The following is an 18,373-nucleotide window of genomic DNA, read 5'->3' as shown; positions in this document are numbered from 1 at the left end:
GAGTGTATGAGATATTTAACTGCAGGAGAATCACACGGCCCCCGTCTGACGGCTATCATTGAAGGAATTCCAGCAGGACTTCCTTTGACAGCAGAGGACATCAATGAGGATTTGAAACGTCGTCAGGGTGGATACGGCCGCGGTGGTCGTATGAAGATTGAGAGTGACCAGGTTGTCTTTACTTCAGGCGTTCGCCATGGGAAGACGACAGGGGCTCCCATCACCATGGATGTCGTCAATAAGGACCATCAGAAATGGCTGGATATCATGTCTGCGGAGGACATTGAAGAGCGACTTAAAAGCAAACGAAAAATCACCCATCCTCGCCCCGGTCACGCCGACTTGGTTGGGGGGATCAAGTACCGTTTTGATGATTTGAGAAATTCTTTAGAACGTTCATCAGCTCGTGAAACCACCATGCGGGTGGCAGTCGGGGCAGTAGCCAAACGCCTCTTGGCTGAGTTGGATATGGAAATTGCCAACCATGTCGTGGTCTTTGGTGGCAAGGAAATCGATGTTCCTGAAAATCTCACAGTCGCTGAGATTAAGGAACGAGCTGCCCAGTCTGACGTTTCTATTGTCAACCAAGAAAGAGAACAGGAAATCAAGGATTACATTGACCAAATCAAACGTGACGGTGATACCATCGGTGGGGTTGTGGAGACAGTCGTCGGAGGCGTTCCAGTTGGTCTTGGTTCCTATGTCCAATGGGACAGAAAATTGGATGCAAGATTGGCACAAGCCGTTGTTTCTATCAATGCTTTTAAAGGAGTGGAATTTGGTCTTGGCTTTGAAGCTGGTTATCGTAAAGGCAGTCAAGTTATGGATGAAATTCTCTGGTCTAAAGAAGACGGCTATACTCGTCGTACTAACAATCTTGGCGGTTTTGAAGGTGGTATGACTAATGGGCAACCGATTGTTGTTCGTGGCGTCATGAAACCCATTCCTACTCTTTATAAACCTCTTATGAGTGTGGATATCGAAACCCATGAACCTTACAAGGCAACTGTGGAGAGAAGTGATCCGACTGCTCTTCCAGCTGCAGGAGTGGTCATGGAAGCTGTTGTGGCAACGGTTCTGGCACAAGAAATCCTTGAAAAATTCTCATCAGACAATCTAGAGGAATTAAAAGAAGCGGTATCCAAACATCGAGAGTATGCAAAGAACTATTAAGGAGTTCCTATGGCAAAAACAGTCTATATCGCAGGCCTTGGTCTGATTGGTGCCTCTATGGCACTCGGGATCAAACGCGATCATCCAGATTATGAAATTGTAGGTTATAATCGCAGTCAAGCTTCGAGAGATGTCGCCTTGAAAGAGGGCATGATTGACCGTGCAACGGATGATTTTGCTAGTTTTGCTCCTCTGGCAGATATCATTATTCTCAGCTTGCCAATCAAACAAACTATTGCTTTCATTAAGGAGTTGGCTAACTTGGACTTGAAAGAAGGAGTGATTATCTCAGATGCTGGTTCGACTAAGTCAGCCATTGTGGATGTGGCGGAGCAATATTTGGCTGGCAAACCTGTTCGCTTCGTCGGAGCCCATCCCATGGCTGGTAGTCACAAGACAGGGGCTGCTTCTGCGGATGTCAATCTTTTTGAAAATGCCTATTATATCTTTACGCCTTCGAACCTGACAAGTTCTGACACACTTGCGGAAATGAAGTATCTGCTTTCAGGTCTTCATGCTCGTTTTATCGAGATTGATGCCAAGGAGCATGATCGTGTGACTTCTCAGATTAGCCATTTTCCTCATATTCTGGCTTCCAGTCTCATGGAACAGACCGCGGTTTATGCTCAAGAACATGAGATGGCAAGGCGCTTTGCGGCTGGTGGTTTTCGAGATATGACTCGAATTGCGGAAAGCGAGCCAGGTATGTGGACTTCCATTCTCTTGTCCAATCGTGAGACTATTCTAGATCGAATTGAGGATTTCAAGGAACGATTGGATGAGGTTAGCAAGGCCATTAGCAAGGGTGATGAAAACCAAATCTGGAACTTTTTCAACCAAGCGTGTGAGCAACGTCAGGCTATGGAAATCCATAAGCGTGGTGGCGTGGATAGCTCTTATGACCTTTATGTCGATGTTCCCGATGAAGAAGATGTTATCCTGAGGATTTTGGAACTGCTACGTGGAACTTCCTTGGTCAATATTCATATCAACGAGGAAAACCGTGAGGATATTCACGGGATTCTACAAATTTCATTTAAAAACGCTCAAGATTTAGAACGAGCTGAGAACCTCATAACAGAAAACACCGACTACACAGTCGTTATCAAATAAGGAGAAAATTATGTCAAATATTTACGATAGTGCAAATGAACTCAGTCGCGGTCTACGCGAATTACCAGAATACAAGGCTGTCAAAGCAGCTAAAGATGCGATTTCAGCAGATGCTGAGGCAAGCAAAATCTTTACAGAATATGTTGCTTTCCAAGAGGAAATTCAAAGACTAGCGCAGACAGGTCAAATGCCAGATGCTTCCTTCCAAGCTAAGATGGAAGGCTTTGGCAAGCAGATTCAGGGGAACAGCCTTTTGTCAGAATTCTTTACCAAGCAACAACAATTGGCAATTTACCTTTCTGATATTGAAAAAATTGTTTTCGAACCAGTTTCAGAATTGCTAAAATAAGAAAATAACTATCATAAAGTCAGAAATTTTAAGGAATTTCTGGCTTTTTATGATAAAATAAGTAAAAGTATTGCAAGTATGAGGTCTAGTATGAAACTAAAAACAAACATTCGCCACTTACACGGCAGTATCCGAGTTCCAGGTGACAAGTCTATCAGTCACCGTTCTATTATCTTTGGAAGTTTGGCTGAGGGTGAGACCAAGGTTTATGATATTCTGCGAGGTGAAGACGTTCTTTCGACCATGCAGGTTTTTCGTGACCTTGGTGTTGAAATTGAGGACAAAGATGGGGTTATTACCATTCAAGGTGTAGGCATGGATGGCTTAAAAGCGCCGCAAAATGCCCTTGATATGGGAAATTCTGGAACCTCGATTCGTCTGATTTCAGGTGTCCTTGCTGGTACAGATTTTGAAGTAGAGATGTTCGGAGACGATAGTCTTTCCAAACGTCCTATGGACCGTGTGACCCTTCCTCTGAAAAAAATGGGTGTCAGCATCTCAGGACAAACTGAGCGAGACCTGCCTCCCCTTCATTTAAAAGGGACGAAAAACCTAAAACCTATTCATTATGAGTTGCCAATTGCATCTGCCCAGGTTAAGTCAGCCTTGATGTTTGCGGCCTTGCAGGCTCAGGGGGAGTCTGTTATTATCGAAAAAGAGTGCACCCGTAATCATACTGAAGATATGTTACAACAATTTGGTGGCCATTTAAGTGTGGACGGCAAGAAAATCACAGTCCAAGGACCGCAAAAATTGACAGGACAAAAGGTGGTTGTTCCAGGAGATATTTCCAGTGCAGCCTTTTGGCTAGTCGCAGGTTTGATTGTTCCAAACTCTCGTGTGGTGCTTAAGAATGTAGGCATCAACGAAACGCGTACAGGTATCATCGATGTCATTCGTGCCATGGGTGGAAAATTGGAAATGACTGATATTGACCCAGTCGCTAAATCTGCTACCTTAACTGTTGAGTCTTCAGACTTGAAAGGAATAGAAATTAGTGGAGCCTTGATTCCACGCTTGATTGATGAATTGCCAGTTATCGCTCTACTTGCGACTCAAGCCCAAGGTGTCACAGTTATCAAGGATGCTGAGGAACTTAAGGTTAAGGAAACAGATCGCATTCAGGTGGTAGCAGATGCTTTAAATAGCATGGGTGCGGATATCACACCTACAGCAGATGGAATGATTATCAAAGGAAAATCAGCCCTTCACGGTGCTAGAGTCAATACTTTTGGAGACCATCGTATCGGCATGATGACGGCTATCGCGGCCCTCTTGGTTGCAAATGGAGAGGTGGATCTTGATCGTGCTGAAGCTATCAATACCAGCTATCCTAGCTTCTTTGATGATTTGGAGAACTTGATTCATGGCTAAGGTATTACTAGGATTTATGGGAGCTGGCAAATCGACTATTGCAAGAGGCTTGGACCCTAATTACCTTGATATGGATGCTCTGATAGAGAAGCGCTTAGGCATGCCCATTGCGGAATTTTTCGTGGAAAAGGGAGAAGAAGCCTTTCGTCAGATAGAGTCTGAAGTTCTAGCAGATTTACTACAAAGAGACCAAGTTGTGTCAACTGGTGGAGGAGTGGTCGTTTCTCAGCGAAATCGTGACTTACTAAAGACAAATTCTGATAACATCTATCTGAAAGCTGATTTTGAAACCCTCTACCACCGTATCGCAGCTGATAAGGATAATCAGCGTCCGCTTTTTCTAAATAATAGCAAGGAAGAACTTGCAGCTATTTTTCAAGAAAGACAGGCTTGGTATGAGGAAGTAGCTAGTCGGGTTTTAGATGTGACCGAGTTAAGCCCAGAGGAAATTATAGAGGAACTGAGATGAAAATTGCTTATCTAGGTCCCAAGGGATCATTTTCACACCACGTTGTGCAGACAGCTTTTCCTCAGGAGGAATTGCAGGCCTTTGCCAACATTACAGATGTCATCAAGGCCTATGAGCAAGGATTAGTGGACTATTCTGTGGTGCCAGTTGAAAATTCTATCGAGGGTAGTGTTCATGAAACCTTGGACTACCTTTTTCATCAGGCTCGCATTCAAGCAGTTGCAGAAATCGTTCAGCCTATTCATCAGCAGTTGATGGTGGTTCCAGGCCATACTAAGATTGAAAAGATTTTTTCTCATCCTCAGGCTTTGGCTCAAGGAAAGAAATTCATCGATAAACAATATCCAGAAGCCCAAATCGAGGTAACAGCTAGTACAGCTTATGCGGCCCGTTTTATTTCCGAACATCCAGACCAGCCTTATGCAGCCATTGCACCAAGAAGTTCTGCAGAAGAATATGGTTTAGAACTGATTGCCGAGGATATTCAAGAAATGGAAGCCAATTTCACACGTTTCTGGGTTTTGGGAGCTGAAATGCCTTCTATTCCCTTGAAAGCACAAACTGAGAAAATGAGTTTGGCCTTGACCTTACCGGACAACCTTCCCGGTGCCCTCTACAAGGCTCTTTCAACCTTTGCTTGGAGAGGAATTGACCTGACAAAAATTGAAAGTCGACCACTCAAGACAGCACTGGGAGAATACTTTTTCATTATCGATGTTGATTATGCGGATAAGGACTTGGTCCACTTTGCCCAAAAAGAATTAGAGGCGATTGGAATCCAGTATAAAGTACTGGGCGCCTATCCTATTTATCCAATATCAGACCATGGAAAGGAGAAAAGATGAGTAAAGAAAATCCTTTAAGCCATCACGAGCAGTTACGTTATGACTATCTCTTTAAGAACATTCATTACCTCAATGAGCGAGAGAAAAAAGAGTTTGCTTACCTGCAAGGTAAGTTAAATATGGCTAGTGGTAGTGAAGCTTCACCAGAAATTTATAATGAAAATCACGATATGGAAGAGTCTTTCATGGAACCAGTCAACCAGTCTCCTCTTCCATCCTATGGTAACCGTAGTCGTGCAAAAAAATACCAGAAAAGCCATTCTCTTCCAAAGGTTAAGTCCAAGAAACGTAAGATTCGTTGGGGGCGCATTTTTGCAGGATTGCTTGCTCTTTTAGCCTGTGTCGGTTTTGGCATGATTTTTATGTTCCTAAAAGGTTATTCAAATGCGGATCCAACCAAACCTGCCAATGCTAAGGCAGCTCAAGTAGAAGTTTTTCATGGTCAAGATACAAAGGATGGGGTCAATATTTTGATTATGGGGACGGATGGACGGATTGGCCAGAACAGTGCTGAGACGAGAACGGACTCGATTATGGTTCTAAACGTTGGTGGCTCAGATAAAAAAATCAAGCTGGCCAGCTTTATGCGTGACAATTTGGTTTATATAGATGGTTACAGCCAAGTCATTAACGGTAGAAAGCAATCCGATAATAAGTTGAATGTGGCCTATGAGTTGGGGGAACAAGAGGGGCAAAAAGGGGCAGAAATGGTCCGAAAAGTCTTAAAAGACAATTTTGACTTGGACATTAAGTACTACGCCTTGGTAGACTTCCAGGCCTTCGCAACCGCTATTGACACTCTCTTTCCTGACGGTGTAACGATTGACGCCAAATTCTCAACCATAGAAGGTCAACCCTTAACCGAAGCTACGGTGGGAGATGATTTGCATGCTACGGAAACAGAGTCTCCAACCCAGACGATTAAAGTCGGAAAACAGCAGATGAATGGATCAACCTTGCTCAATTATGCACGTTTCCGTGATGATGACGAAGGTGATTATGGTCGTACCAAGAGACAACAGCAAGTGTTGACAGCTGTTCTGCAGCAACTCAAGGATCCAACCAAACTCTTTACTGGATCAGAAGCACTTGGTAAGGTCTTTGGGATGACCTCTACGAATGTTCCCTATGGTTTCCTACTGACCAATGGTTTATCCTTCCTAGATGGAGCGCAAAATGGCATTGAAAGATTAACAGTTCCAGAACTAGGTGATTGGGTCGATGCCTATGATGTCTATGGAGGTTTAGCTCTCCAAGTCGATCAAAATAAATATCAAACCAAGCTTGCTCAAATGGGAATGAGATAAGATAGAAAAATCAAAGTTTGAAGGCTATTTATCTAGCAGTCAGGCTTTGATTTTTTACAGTCTGCAATAGATTTTCATCCCTTATTTGTGGTATAATGGAACGATACGATAGAAAGAATAATGAACAATATGACTGATTTAAAAGCAATTCAGGCTCGAAGTCTGGAGATGGCTGAATATTTTGTGGCTTTTTGCAAGGAACATGATTTGCTTTGTTATCTCTGTGGTGGAGGTGCTATTGGTGCCCTTCGAAACAGGGGGTTTATTCCTTGGGATGATGATCTAGATTTTTTTATGCCCCGTAAAGATTATGAGAAATTAGCAGAATTATGGCCTCGTTATGCAGATGAGCGTTATTTCTTGTCGAAGAGTAACAAGGATTTTGTCGACCGCAATCTTTTTATTACCATTCGTGATAAGGAAACGACCTGTATCAAACCTTATCAGCAGGATTTAGAATTGCCACATGGTCTGGCCTTGGATGTTTTGCCTTTGGATTATTATCCTAAAAATCCAGCTGAGCGGAAAAAACAGGTTCGTTGGGCCTTGATTTATTCTCTTTTTTGTGCGCAAACTATTCCAGAAAAACATGGCGCACTTATGAAGTGGGGAAGCCGTATTTTACTGGGGTTGACTCCAAAATCTCTCCGTTATCGCATTTGGAAAAAAGCTGAAAAAGAAATGATCAAGTACAGTCTAGCTGAGAGCGATGGAATCACGGAATTATGCTCGGGTCCTGGTTACATGAGAAACAAGTACCTAATCGAATCTTTTGAGGATAATCTTTTCTTGCCATTTGAAGAGACAGAGATGCCCGTTCCAGTTGGCTATGATGCCTATCTCAGCACTGCTTTTGGAGACTACATGACACCTCCACCAGCAGACAAGCAGTTACCACATCATGACGCTGTCATCGCTGATATGGATAAGTCTTATACAGAATATAAGGGAGAATATGGTGGCTAAGAAAAAAATATTATTTTTTATGTGGTCTTTTTCTCTCGGGGGTGGAGCAGAGAAGATTCTATCTACCATTGTTTCAAATCTAGATCCAGAAAAGTATGATATTGATATTCTTGAAATGGAACATTTTGATAAGGGATACGAATCTGTTCCCAAGCATGTAGGCATTTTAAAATCCCTTCAGGATTATCGCCAAGCTAGATGGTTACGAGCTCTTTTGTGGAGAATGAGAATTTATTTTCCAAGATTGACACGTCGCTTGCTTGTAAGAGATGACTATGATGTTGAAGTTTCCTTTACTATTATGAATCCTCCACTTTTGTTCTCTAAAAGAAAAGAAGTCAAGAAGATTTCCTGGATTCATGGAAGTATCGAAGAATTTATTAAGGATAGCTCTAAAAGAGAATCACATAGACGCCAGTTGGATGCTGCGGATACCATTGTAGGAATTTCGAATAAAACCAGCAATTCTATCAAGGAAGTCTATCCAGATTATGCTTCGAAATTACAGACGGTCTACAATGGATATGATTTTAAGACTATTTTAGAAAAATCTCAAGAGAAGATCGATATCGAGATTGCGCCTCAAAGTATCTGTACTATCGGACGGATTGAGGAAAATAAGGGTTCTGACCGTGTGGTGGAAGTGATACGATTATTACACCAAGAGGGAAAAAACTATCATCTCTATTTTATCGGGGCTGGGGATATGGAAGAGGAACTGAAAAAACGCGTCAAAGAATATGAGCTTGAAGACTATGTACATTTCCTTGGTTATCAAAAAAATCCTTATCAGTATTTATCTCATACGAAAGTTCTCTTGTCTATGTCTAAACAAGAAGGTTTTCCTGGAGTGTATGTGGAAGCCTTGAGTCTGGGACTTCCTTTTGTCTCTACGGATGTCGGAGGGGCTGAGGAATTATCCCAAGAAGGACGATTTGGACAAATCATTGAGAGCAATCAAGAGGCAGCTCAGGCAATTACGAACTACATGACCTCTGCCTCAAACTTCGATGTCAATGAGGCTAGCCAATTCATTCAACAATTCACAATTGCCAAACAAATCGAACAAGTAGAAAAACTATTAGAGGAGTAGCATGGAAACTGCATTAATCAGTGTGATTGTGCCAGTCTATAATGTGGCGCAGTACCTAGAAAAATCGATAGCTTCCATTCAGAAGCAGACCTATCAGAATCTGGAAATCATTCTTGTTGATGATGGAGCAACGGATGAAAGTGGTCGCTTGTGTGATTCAATCGCTAAACAAGATGACAGGGTGTCAGTGCTTCATAAAAAGAATGAAGGTTTGTCGCAAGCACGAAACGATGGAATGAAGCAGGCTCACGGAGACTATCTGATTTTTATTGACTCAGATGATTATATCCATCCAGAAATGATTCAGAGCTTATATGAGCAATTAATTCAAGAAGATGCGGATGTTTCGAGCTGTGGTGTCATGAATGTCTATGCTAATGATGAAAGCCCACAGTCAGCCAATCAGGATGACTATTTTGTCTGTGATTCCCAAACATTTCTGAGGGAATACCTCATAGGTGAAAAAATACCTGGAACGATCTGCAATAAGCTAATCAAGAGAGAGATTGCAACTGCCCTATCCTTTCCAAAGGGATTGATTTACGAAGATGCTTATTATCATTTTGATTTAATCAAGTTGGCCAAGAAGTACGTTGTTAATACCAAACCCTATTATTACTATTTCCATAGAGGGGATAGTATTACGACTAAACCCTATGCAAAGAAGGATTTAGCCTATATTGATATCTATCAAAAGTTTTACAATGAAGTTGTGAAAAACTATCCTGACTTGAAAGAGGTTGCTTTTTTCAGATTGGCTTATGCCCACTTCTTTATTCTGGATAAGATGTTGCTAGATGATCAGTATAAACAGTTTGAAGCCTATTCCCAGATTCATCGTTTTTTAAAAGGCCATGCCATTGCTATTGCTAGGAATCCTATTTTCCGTAAGGGCAGAAGAATTAGTGCTTTGGCTCTATTCCTAAATATTTCCTTATACCGATTCTTATTGCTGAAAAATATTGAAAAATCTAAAAAATTACATTAGAACGGGGGTGAGCGAGTGATTGATGGAAAACGATTGTTATTTAGTTTGACCATAGTCAGCTACGCTTTGACGCTAGTAAGTGGAATTGTGTACCTGTTTAATAATAACAATGTTAGCTTGCTTTCTACTTTATTGTTCTTACTGGTTAGTAGCTTAATTGCTTGTTGGAACGATATCAAGTATTATATCATTCATTTTATTTTCTTTTTAACCATTTTTGTCTTTTTGGTATCAAGGCCAACCATTGATTATTTTAGAGATGGTGCTTTGGATATCTATCATCCGATAGCCTATCGTTTTGCCTTTATAGTTGTCATGGTTTCGATTCTGGGCTTGACGACAGGAGGCATCCTGGCTCGTTATTTTATAGCTAGGAAGAAAATACAAGTACCCAAGATAGGAAGTTCTCTAAAAGAGGTTTATATCAAGCGGTTGCGCTTTGTATCGCTAGGAGTTTTTCTTCTAACCTATCCTTTCTATTTCATTCGGTTATTTGAACGGCTCCTGTATCGCTTGCAGACTTCCTATTATGCCTACTATGCAAATTTTGAAAGTAAACTGCCTTATTTTACCTACATTTTGTCTACCTTTACGGTCTATGCAATGTGTATGTATCTGGCAACCAAGCCTAAGAAATTGCAGGCAACAGCAGTGCTTGTCTCCTTTATAGCAGCTAATACCATTCATTTGGCAATTGGAACACGAAATCCCTTTATTTTAAGTATTTTATTTGCTTTTGTTTATTACTTTATGCGGGAGCAAACTGAAAAAGGAAAATGGATTGGGTTTAAAGAAAAGTTGGCGATTTTTGTAGGTTCTCCTATTCTCATGTTGGCGATGGGAGTGCTCAATTATGTACGGGATAATGTCCAAGTTTCCCATACAGGATTTTGGGATATCCTGCTTGACTTTATCTATAAACAAGGGACTAGTTTTGGTGTTTTAGCTCGAGGTTTTCTATTTAACAGTAGCCTCCCTTACCGAGATTTCCGTAATTTTACTTTTGGTCCTGTTCTTGATTATTTTGCGAGGGGAAGTTTGGGGGCTATTTTCGGAGGAAAAGCCTTTGAACATACAACCAATAGTGTGGAATTAGCTATTGATAGTAATAGTTATGCCCACAATCTATCCTATCTAGTCTTGAACAAGGAATACTTGAAAGGACATGGTATTGGAAGTAGCTATATTATGGAGTTGTATACAGACTATGGTATGATAGGAGTCTTTCTACTTAGTCTCTTGCTAGGTATGTTATTCATAGCCATGCTGCAAGTAGCCTATCGTTCAAGAACAATCCTATTTACCTTGTCCCTACTCATCTTGAATAATCTATTCTTTATGCCAAGAAGTAGCTTTTCAGAAAGTTTCTTCAATCTATTTACAATGCAATTCTGGGGAATTGTTCTTGTGATTATATTTGTAGCAAAAATGCTTACAAAAGAGAACCAGTATCTACTCAACAAAGGAGAAAAAAATCATGTTTGAACATTATTCAGTAGCTGATTTGTTTGCAAATCTTTATAAAAAACGAAAAGTAAATATTTTAGCTCTCATCGCTTTATTTGCTCTCATTGCTGTACCATTTACAATTAAGGCAGTTAAGAATAAAAACACTGTCAAAGACACAACAAGTTATTCAACTTATCTTAGCTATAAAATCACTCCTCCAGAAGATTCAGCTAAAACGATTTTGAATCATCAAATTGGTGGTTATAGTGATTTTTATGGGAAATTGATTGATGGAAATTTGAATGGAGCTTATCTTTTTAATGATGTAGAACCCAGTGAGTTGAAAAAAATTGCCAGTGAATTGGATACGACCGAAACAACCTTGAAAAATTCAACGAATGACTATTGGTGGAAAAAATTGACCGTCTACTATATGATTGACGATGCAGGGGTTGGTGTGAAAATTTTGACACCAAGTAAAGATGCCAATGACTTGTTGGAGCGAAAAATTGATGGGTTGATTGAGAAATTTAAACATACCTATGCAAATGTGAAAATTGAAAAATTAGAAACCATCAACTCTAAAGAATTGAATGCAAATGGTGAAACAGCGCTCGGCTTAAATGTGAAAAATCTGATTCTTCGTTTAGCTGTTATTGGAGTGGTCTGTGTGATTTTGGTTGTGATGGGAAATGTGTTAGTTTATCTCTTTAATCCAACAATCAATAGAGCAGGTGATTTTTCTCAGTATCAAATTGATTTTGTAACAGAGATTACAACAATTGCCAACCTAGCAGATGTTTTGTCATACAAAAATGCTGGACAAGAATTGACTATCATTAGCTCAAATAAAGCTATTCTAGATAAATTGAAACAAAATCAAGAGGCTTTAAAAGGAATTCATTTTGTAGATTTACAGGACGTACCATCTCTTTTGGAAAGAGATACAGTCCTTCTTGTTGAAGAATACGGAGTAACTCGTTATAAGAAATTTGAGCAAAGTCTTCAAATCCTTCGAAACTTAAATCGTTCTATCCTCGGTGTAGCAACCTTTAAACTATAAGCTTTCTGATGTATTAGGTCTTCAAGGTTGGCTAAGAGCCGATTTTGAAGGCTTTTTCTATTTGTTTGCAGAAATTTTCTCTTATACTCAATGAAAATCAAAAAGCAAACTAGGAAGCTAGCCGCAGGTTGCTCAAAGCACCGCTTTGAGGTTGTAGATAAAGTTGACGTGGTTTGAAGAGATTTTCGAAGAGTATTAGAGTCTTCTACAGAAGTTATCCTATGGAAAATCTACCCCGATAGAGGAGCCTTCTTTTGATAAAATCTTAAAAATCTAGTATAATAGATAGAACTGAAAGTATGAGGTTACTAGCAATGAAAATGAAACAAATTAGTGATACAACTTTGAAAATCACGATGTCTTTAGAGGATTTGATGGATCGTGGCATGGAGATTGCTGACTTTCTCGTTCCTCAAGAAAAAACAGAAGAGTTCTTTTATGCTATCTTGGATGAGTTAGAGATGCCTGAGAGCTTTTTGGATACAGGTATGTTGAGCTTCCGTGTGACTCCAAAACCTGATAAGGTCGATGTCTTTGTAACCAAATCAAAGATTGACCAAAATCTAGATTTTGAAGACTTATCGGATTTACCAGATATGGAAAAATTGGCCCAAATGTCGCCAGATGAATTTATCAAAACCTTGGAAAAAAGCATCGCGGACAAAACCAAGGATGATATCGAAGCGATTCAATCTTTAGAGCAAGTAGAAGCCAAGGAAGAAGAGCAGGAGCAGGCTGAACAAGAAGTTGAAGGCAAGAAAGAGCCTTATATCTACTACATCCTTTCTTTTACAAAATTGGCTGACTTGGTGGCTTTTGCCAAGACAGTGACTTTTGAGATGGAAACTTCTGAACTCTACAAGATGAACGAGCGCTATTATTTGACCATTTTAGTGGATATTGAAAATCATCCAAGTCCATATCCAGCTTGGTTGTTGGCTCGTATGCGCGAGTTTGCGGACGATAGTGACATCAGTCGTTCAGTCTTGCAAGAGTATGGTCAAGTTTTGCTGAATCACGATGCAGTGCTCAATTTGCAAAAGATTGGATAATCCTTTCTGGAAAGCTATTTCTAGATTTTAAGAAGAGCGAATCAGATGGTTCGTTTTTTTCTTTTCTATCTATAAATAGTGGTTTTCTTGGATAGGAATTTTCACAAAATTCTGTTATAATGGCTATATTAGAAAATTTCGAGGAGACAAACATGACAGTTAAAATTGCTTTACTAGGATTTGGTACCGTTGCAAGTGGTGTGCCTTTCCTCCTAAAGGAAAATGGAGAAAAAATCAATCAATCAGCACATTCAGAGATTGAAGTTGCCAAGGTATTGGTCAAGGATGAAGATGAAAAGAATCGCTTGCTTGCAGCAGGGAATGACTTTAACTTTGTAACCAATGTGGATGATATTTTATCAGACCAAGATATTACCATAGTAGTGGAATTGATGGGACGTATTGAACCTGCTAAAACCTTTATCACTCGTGCCTTGGAAGCTGGAAAGCATGTTGTGACTGCCAATAAGGACCTTTTGGCTGTCCATGGTGCAGAATTGTTAGAAATCGCTAAAGAGCATAATGTAGCACTTTACTACGAAGCAGCAGTAGCTGGTGGGATTCCAATTCTTCGTACATTGGCAAATTCGTTTGCTTCTGATAAAGTCACGCGCGTGCTTGGAGTGGTTAACGGAACTTCCAACTTCATGATGACCAAGATGGTGGAAGAAGGTTGGTCTTACGATGATGCTCTTGCGGAAGCGCAAAGACTAGGATTTGCAGAAAGCGACCCGACCAATGACGTGGATGGGATTGATGCAGCCTACAAGATGGTTATTTTGAGCCAATTTGCCTTTGGTATGAAGGTTGCCTTTGATGATGTAGCCCACAAGGGAATTCGTAACATCACACCAGAAGATGTAGCTGTAGCCCAAGAACTTGGCTATGTAGTGAAATTGGTTGGTTCTATCGAGGAAACTCCTTCAGGAATTGTTGCAGAAGTGACTCCAACCTTCCTTCCTAAAGCGCATCCACTTGCCAGTGTGAATGGCGTAATGAACGCTGTCTTTGTAGAATCTATTGGTATTGGTGAGTCTATGTACTACGGACCAGGTGCGGGTCAAAAACCAACTGCAACAAGTGTTGTAGCAGATATTGTCCGTATCGTTCGTCGCTTGAATGACGGTACCATCGGTAAAGACTTCAACGAATACAGTCGTGACTTGGTCTTGGCTAATCCAGAAGATGTCAAAGCTAATTACTACTTCTCAATCTTGGCACCAGACTCAAAAGGTCAGGTCTTGAAGTTGGCTGAAATCTTTAATGCCCAAGATATTTCCTTCAAACAAATCCTTCAAGATGGCAAAGAGGGTGACAAGGCGCGTGTCGTGATCATTACACACAAGATTAATAAATCTCAACTTGAAAATGTCTCAGCTGAATTGAAGAAGGTTTCAGAATTCGACCTCTTGAATACCTTCAAGGTGCTAGGAGAATAAGATGAAAATTATTGTACCTGCAACCAGTGCCAATATCGGGCCAGGATTTGACTCGGTCGGTGTAGCTGTAACCAAGTATCTTCAAATTGAGGTCTGCGAAGAACGAGAAGAGTGGTTGATTGAACACCAGATTGGCAAATGGATTCCCCATGATGAGCGTAATCTCTTACTAAAAATTGCTTTGCAAATTGTACCAGACTTGCAACCAAGACGTTTGAAAATGACCAGTGATGTTCCCTTGGCGCGTGGTTTGGGTTCTTCTAGCTCGGTTATCGTTGCTGGGATTGAACTAGCAAACCAACTGGGGAATCTCAACTTGTCTGATCATGAAAAATTGCAGTTGGCGACTAAGATTGAAGGACATCCTGACAATGTGGCTCCAGCCATTTATGGTAATCTCGTTATTGCAAGCTCTGTTGATGGACAAGTTTCTGCTATCGTAGCAGACTTCCCAGAGTGTGATTTCCTAGCCTACATTCCAAACTATGAATTGCGTACTCGAGATAGCCGTGGTGTCTTGCCTAAGAAATTGTCCTATAAGGAAGCTGTTGCAGCTAGTTCTATCGCCAATGTGGCGGTTGCGGCCTTGTTGGCAGGAGACATGGTGACCGCTGGGCAAGCAATCGAGGGAGACCTCTTCCACGAGCGCTATCGTCAGGACTTGGTGAGAGAATTTGCGACGATTAAGCAAGTAGCCAAAGAAAATGGTGCCTATGCAACCTACCTCTCTGGTGCTGGTCCGACAGTTATGGTTTTGGCTTCTCATGACAAGATGCCAACGATTAAGGCTGAATTGGAAAAGCAACCCTTCAAAGGAAAACTTCATGACTTGAAAGTTGATACCCAAGGTGTCCGTGTCGAAGCAAAATAAAGAATAGATGATAGGATGGGGAAACTCTTGACTAGAGGGCTTCCTATCCTTTTTTTGAAAAGAATTTGAGTTAAAAACTTGATAAAGGAGAAATAAAGATGGCAGAAATTTATCTAGCAGGTGGTTGTTTTTGGGGCCTAGAGGAATATTTTTCACGCATTTCTGGAGTGCTAGCAACTAGTGTTGGCTACGCTAATGGTCAAGTCGAAACGACCAATTACCAGCTGCTCAAGGAAACAGACCATGCAGAAACGGTTCAAGTGATTTATGATGAGAAGACAGTATCACTCAGAGAGATTTTACTTTATTATTTCCGTGTTATTGCTCCATTATCAGTCAATCAACAAGGGAATGACCGTGGACGTCAGTATCGAACCGGTATATATTACCAGAATGAAGCAGACTTGCCAGCTATCTATACAGTTGTTCAGGAGCAGGAGCGCATGCTTGGTCGAAAGATTGCAGTAGAGGTGGAGAAACTTCGTCACTATATTTTAGCTGAAGATTACCACCAAGACTATCTTAAGAAAAATCCTTCAGGTTACTGTCATATCGATGTGACTGATGCTGATAAGCCATTAATTGATGCAGCAAACTATGAAAAGCCTAGTCAAGAAGTGTTAAAGGAAAGCTTAACTGAAGAGTCCTATCGTGTCACGCAAGAAGCTGCTACAGAGGCTCCATTTACCAATGCCTATGACCAAACCTTTGAAGAGGGAATTTATGTAGACATCACGACAGGTGAGCCACTCTTTTTTGCCAAGGATAAGTTTGCCTCAGGTTGTGGTTGGCCAAGTTTTAGCCGTCCGATTTCCAAAGAGTTGATTCATTATTACAAGGATCTCAGTCATGGAATGGAGCGAATTGAGGTTCGTTCTCGGTCGGGGAATGCTCACTTGGGTCATGTTTTCACAGATGGTCCTCAGGAGTTAGGTGGCCTGCGTTACTGTATTAATTCTGCATCCTTGCGTTTTGTATCCAAGGATGAGATGGAAGAAGCAGGATATGGCTATCTACTACCTTACTTAAACAAATAAATCAGAGAGGGTGGGCACTTCCCACTTTCTTTATTTCCAGAATAAGAATAGAAGGGATTTATGAAACACCTATTATCTTACTTCAAACCCTATATCAAAGAATCAATTTTGGCACCCTTGTTCAAGCTGCTTGAAGCTGTTTTTGAGCTCTTGGTTCCCATGGTGATTGCTGGGATTGTTGACCAATCCTTGCCCCAGAAAAATCAAGGTCATCTCTGGATGCAGATTGGTTTGCTCCTTATCTTTGCAGTAATTGGTGTTGTAGTGGCCTTAATAGCCCAGTTCTACTCAGCTAAGGCTGCGGTTGGATTTGCCAAAGAATTGACAGACGATCTTTATCGTCACATTCTATCTTTACCTAAGGACAGCAGAGACCGTTTGACAACTTCTAGCTTGGTCACTCGCTTGACTTCGGACACTTACCAGATTCAGACTGGGATCAATCAATTCCTGCGTCTCTTTTTACGAGCGCCTATTATCGTTTTTGGTGCTATTTTTATGGCTTATAGAATCTCAGCTGAGCTGACTTTCTGGTTCTTGGTCATGGTTGTCATTTTGACCATTATTATTGTAGGGCTCTCTCGACTGGTCAATCCTCTCTACAGCAGTCTGAGAAAGAAAACGGATCAACTGGTTCAAGAAACGCGCCAGCAATTACAAGGGATGCGGGTTATTCGAGCTTTTGGACAAGAAAAACGAGAGTTACAGATTTTTCAAACTTTTAACCAAGTCTATGCTAGATTACAAGAAAAGACAGGTTTCTGGTCTAGTTTATTAACTCCTCTGACCTATCTGATTGTTAATGGAACTCTCCTCGTTGTTATCTGGCAGGGATATGTTTCTATTCAAGGAGGCTTGCTTAGTCAAGGTGCCTTGATTGCTCTTATCAATTATCTATTGCAGATCTTGGTGGAATTGGTCAAGCTAGCCATGCTGATAAATTCTCTCAACCAGTCCTATATCTCAGCCAAGCGAATTGAGGAGGTCTTTGTCGAAGCTCCCGAAGACATCCGCTCAGAGTTAGAACAAAAGCAAGTTACCAGCGAGCAGGTTTTACAAGTCCAAGAATTGACCTTTACCTATCCTGATGCAGCTCAACCTTCTCTAAGAGACATTTCCTTTGATATGAAGCAAGGGAAAAACCTGGGTATCATTGGGGGAACTGGTTCTGGTAAATCAAGCCTGGTGCAAGTCTTACTTGGTCTTTATTCAATAGATAAGGGAAGCATTGACCTTTATCGAGATGGATGTAGTCCTCGTAATCTTGAGCAGTGGCGGTCTTGGATTGCCTATGTTCCTCAAAAGGTCGAACTCTTTAAGGGGACTATTCGTTCCAACTTGACTTTTGGCTTAAATCAAGAAGTGACTGACCAAGAACTCTGGCAGGCCTTGGAGATTGCTCAAGCTAAGGATTTTGTCAGTGAAAAGGAAGGAGTTTTGGATGCCACTGTTGAGGCAGGAGGGCGAAATTTCTCAGGTGGACAAAAACAAAGGCTGTCTATTGCTCGCGCAGTCTTGCGTCAGGCTCCATTTCTCATCCTAGATGATGCAACCTCGGCACTGGACACCATTACCGAGTCCAAGCTCTTGAAAGCTATCCGAGAAAATCTGCCAAATACCAGTTTAATCTTGATCTCTCAACGAACCTCGACTTTACAGATGGCTGACCAGATTCTCCTCTTGGAAAAAGGGGAGCTCCTAGCTATCGGCAAGCACGAGGACTTGATGAAATCCAGTCAAGTTTATCGCGAAATCAATGCATCCCAACATGGTAAGGAGGACTAG

At 41.1% G+C, this 18,373-nt stretch carries 17 protein-coding genes; all 17 read left to right on the top strand.

Translation table 11 applies throughout. From position 1 onward, the window contains the following. The first annotated feature begins 6 nt into the window (after positions 1–6). The 17 genes from aroC to FQT24_RS04380 all read left to right on the top strand — a co-directional run bounded on the left by aroC (position 7) and on the right by FQT24_RS04380 (position 18,373). Positions 7–1,173: a chorismate synthase gene (aroC, locus tag FQT24_RS04465; RefSeq protein ID WP_143952304.1), complete on the top strand. Its 1,167-nt coding sequence runs from the start codon at positions 7–9 to the stop codon at positions 1,171–1,173. 9 nt (positions 1,174–1,182) lie between these two features. Next, positions 1,183–2,286: a prephenate dehydrogenase gene (locus FQT24_RS04460; protein WP_143952303.1), complete on the top strand. Its 1,104-nt coding sequence runs from the start codon at positions 1,183–1,185 to the stop codon at positions 2,284–2,286. Between the two features lie 10 nt (positions 2,287–2,296). Then, entirely contained in the window at positions 2,297–2,635 is a 339-nt protein-coding gene (locus FQT24_RS04455) for a YlbF/YmcA family competence regulator (RefSeq protein ID WP_000065980.1), read from the top strand. Positions 2,636–2,725: 90 nt separating this feature from the next. Continuing rightward, the gene (gene aroA, locus FQT24_RS04450; RefSeq protein WP_143952302.1) at positions 2,726–4,009 is read left to right on the top strand and encodes a 3-phosphoshikimate 1-carboxyvinyltransferase; all 1,284 of its coding nucleotides are present in this window, start codon (positions 2,726–2,728) and stop codon (positions 4,007–4,009) included. After that, complete coding sequence (locus FQT24_RS04445) at positions 4,002–4,478, top strand: shikimate kinase (RefSeq protein WP_143952301.1); 477 nt, start codon at positions 4,002–4,004, stop codon at positions 4,476–4,478. Before aroA ends, FQT24_RS04445 begins: the two co-directional genes overlap by 8 nt. Next, on the top strand, positions 4,475–5,323 hold the full coding sequence (gene pheA, locus FQT24_RS04440) for a prephenate dehydratase (protein WP_143952300.1): 849 nt from the start codon (positions 4,475–4,477) through the stop codon (positions 5,321–5,323). Before FQT24_RS04445 ends, pheA begins: the two co-directional genes overlap by 4 nt. Next, positions 5,320–6,630 (top strand): LCP family protein, encoded by a 1,311-nt coding sequence (locus FQT24_RS04435; RefSeq protein WP_143952299.1) that lies wholly within the window; start codon positions 5,320–5,322, stop codon positions 6,628–6,630. The genes pheA and FQT24_RS04435 overlap by 4 nt, the downstream gene beginning before the upstream one ends. A gap of 120 nt (positions 6,631–6,750) precedes the next feature. Then, positions 6,751–7,596, top strand: a complete 846-nt coding sequence (locus FQT24_RS04430; protein WP_143952298.1) for a LicD family protein — start codon at positions 6,751–6,753, stop codon at positions 7,594–7,596. Next, positions 7,586–8,689 (top strand): glycosyltransferase, encoded by a 1,104-nt coding sequence (locus tag FQT24_RS04425; protein WP_143952297.1) that lies wholly within the window; start codon positions 7,586–7,588, stop codon positions 8,687–8,689. The genes FQT24_RS04430 and FQT24_RS04425 overlap by 11 nt, the downstream gene beginning before the upstream one ends. A 1-nt stretch (position 8,690) precedes the next feature. Then, positions 8,691–9,677: a glycosyltransferase family 2 protein gene (locus tag FQT24_RS04420; protein WP_143952296.1), complete on the top strand. Its 987-nt coding sequence runs from the start codon at positions 8,691–8,693 to the stop codon at positions 9,675–9,677. Between the two features lie 15 nt (positions 9,678–9,692). After that, complete coding sequence (locus tag FQT24_RS04415) at positions 9,693–11,162, top strand: O-antigen polysaccharide polymerase Wzy family protein (protein ID WP_143952295.1); 1,470 nt, start codon at positions 9,693–9,695, stop codon at positions 11,160–11,162. Next, the gene (locus FQT24_RS04410) at positions 11,155–12,189 is read left to right on the top strand and encodes a teichoic acid biosynthesis protein TarQ (RefSeq protein WP_143952294.1); all 1,035 of its coding nucleotides are present in this window, start codon (positions 11,155–11,157) and stop codon (positions 12,187–12,189) included. The genes FQT24_RS04415 and FQT24_RS04410 overlap by 8 nt, the downstream gene beginning before the upstream one ends. Positions 12,190–12,503: 314 nt before the next feature. Next, on the top strand, positions 12,504–13,241 hold the full coding sequence (mecA, locus tag FQT24_RS04400) for an adaptor protein MecA (RefSeq protein WP_143953020.1): 738 nt from the start codon (positions 12,504–12,506) through the stop codon (positions 13,239–13,241). A 152-nt stretch (positions 13,242–13,393) separates the two neighbouring features. Continuing rightward, a complete protein-coding gene (locus FQT24_RS04395; protein WP_143952293.1) occupies positions 13,394–14,680 on the top strand; it encodes a homoserine dehydrogenase in 1,287 nt (428 codons plus the stop codon). A 1-nt stretch (position 14,681) separates the two neighbouring features. Next, positions 14,682–15,551, top strand: a complete 870-nt coding sequence (gene thrB, locus FQT24_RS04390; RefSeq protein ID WP_143952292.1) for a homoserine kinase — start codon at positions 14,682–14,684, stop codon at positions 15,549–15,551. A gap of 98 nt (positions 15,552–15,649) precedes the next feature. Continuing rightward, positions 15,650–16,588: a peptide-methionine (R)-S-oxide reductase MsrB gene (gene msrB / locus FQT24_RS04385; protein WP_143952291.1), complete on the top strand. Its 939-nt coding sequence runs from the start codon at positions 15,650–15,652 to the stop codon at positions 16,586–16,588. 60 nt (positions 16,589–16,648) lie between these two features. Continuing rightward, positions 16,649–18,373: an ABC transporter ATP-binding protein gene (locus FQT24_RS04380; protein ID WP_143952290.1), complete on the top strand. Its 1,725-nt coding sequence runs from the start codon at positions 16,649–16,651 to the stop codon at positions 18,371–18,373.

Source organism: Streptococcus mitis, assembly GCF_901542415.1.
GTDB classification, from domain to species: domain Bacteria; phylum Bacillota; class Bacilli; order Lactobacillales; family Streptococcaceae; genus Streptococcus; species Streptococcus mitis_BL.
The sequence above is the reverse complement of the archived record's forward strand: the minus strand, read 5'-3'. Positions and strand labels throughout refer to the sequence as shown.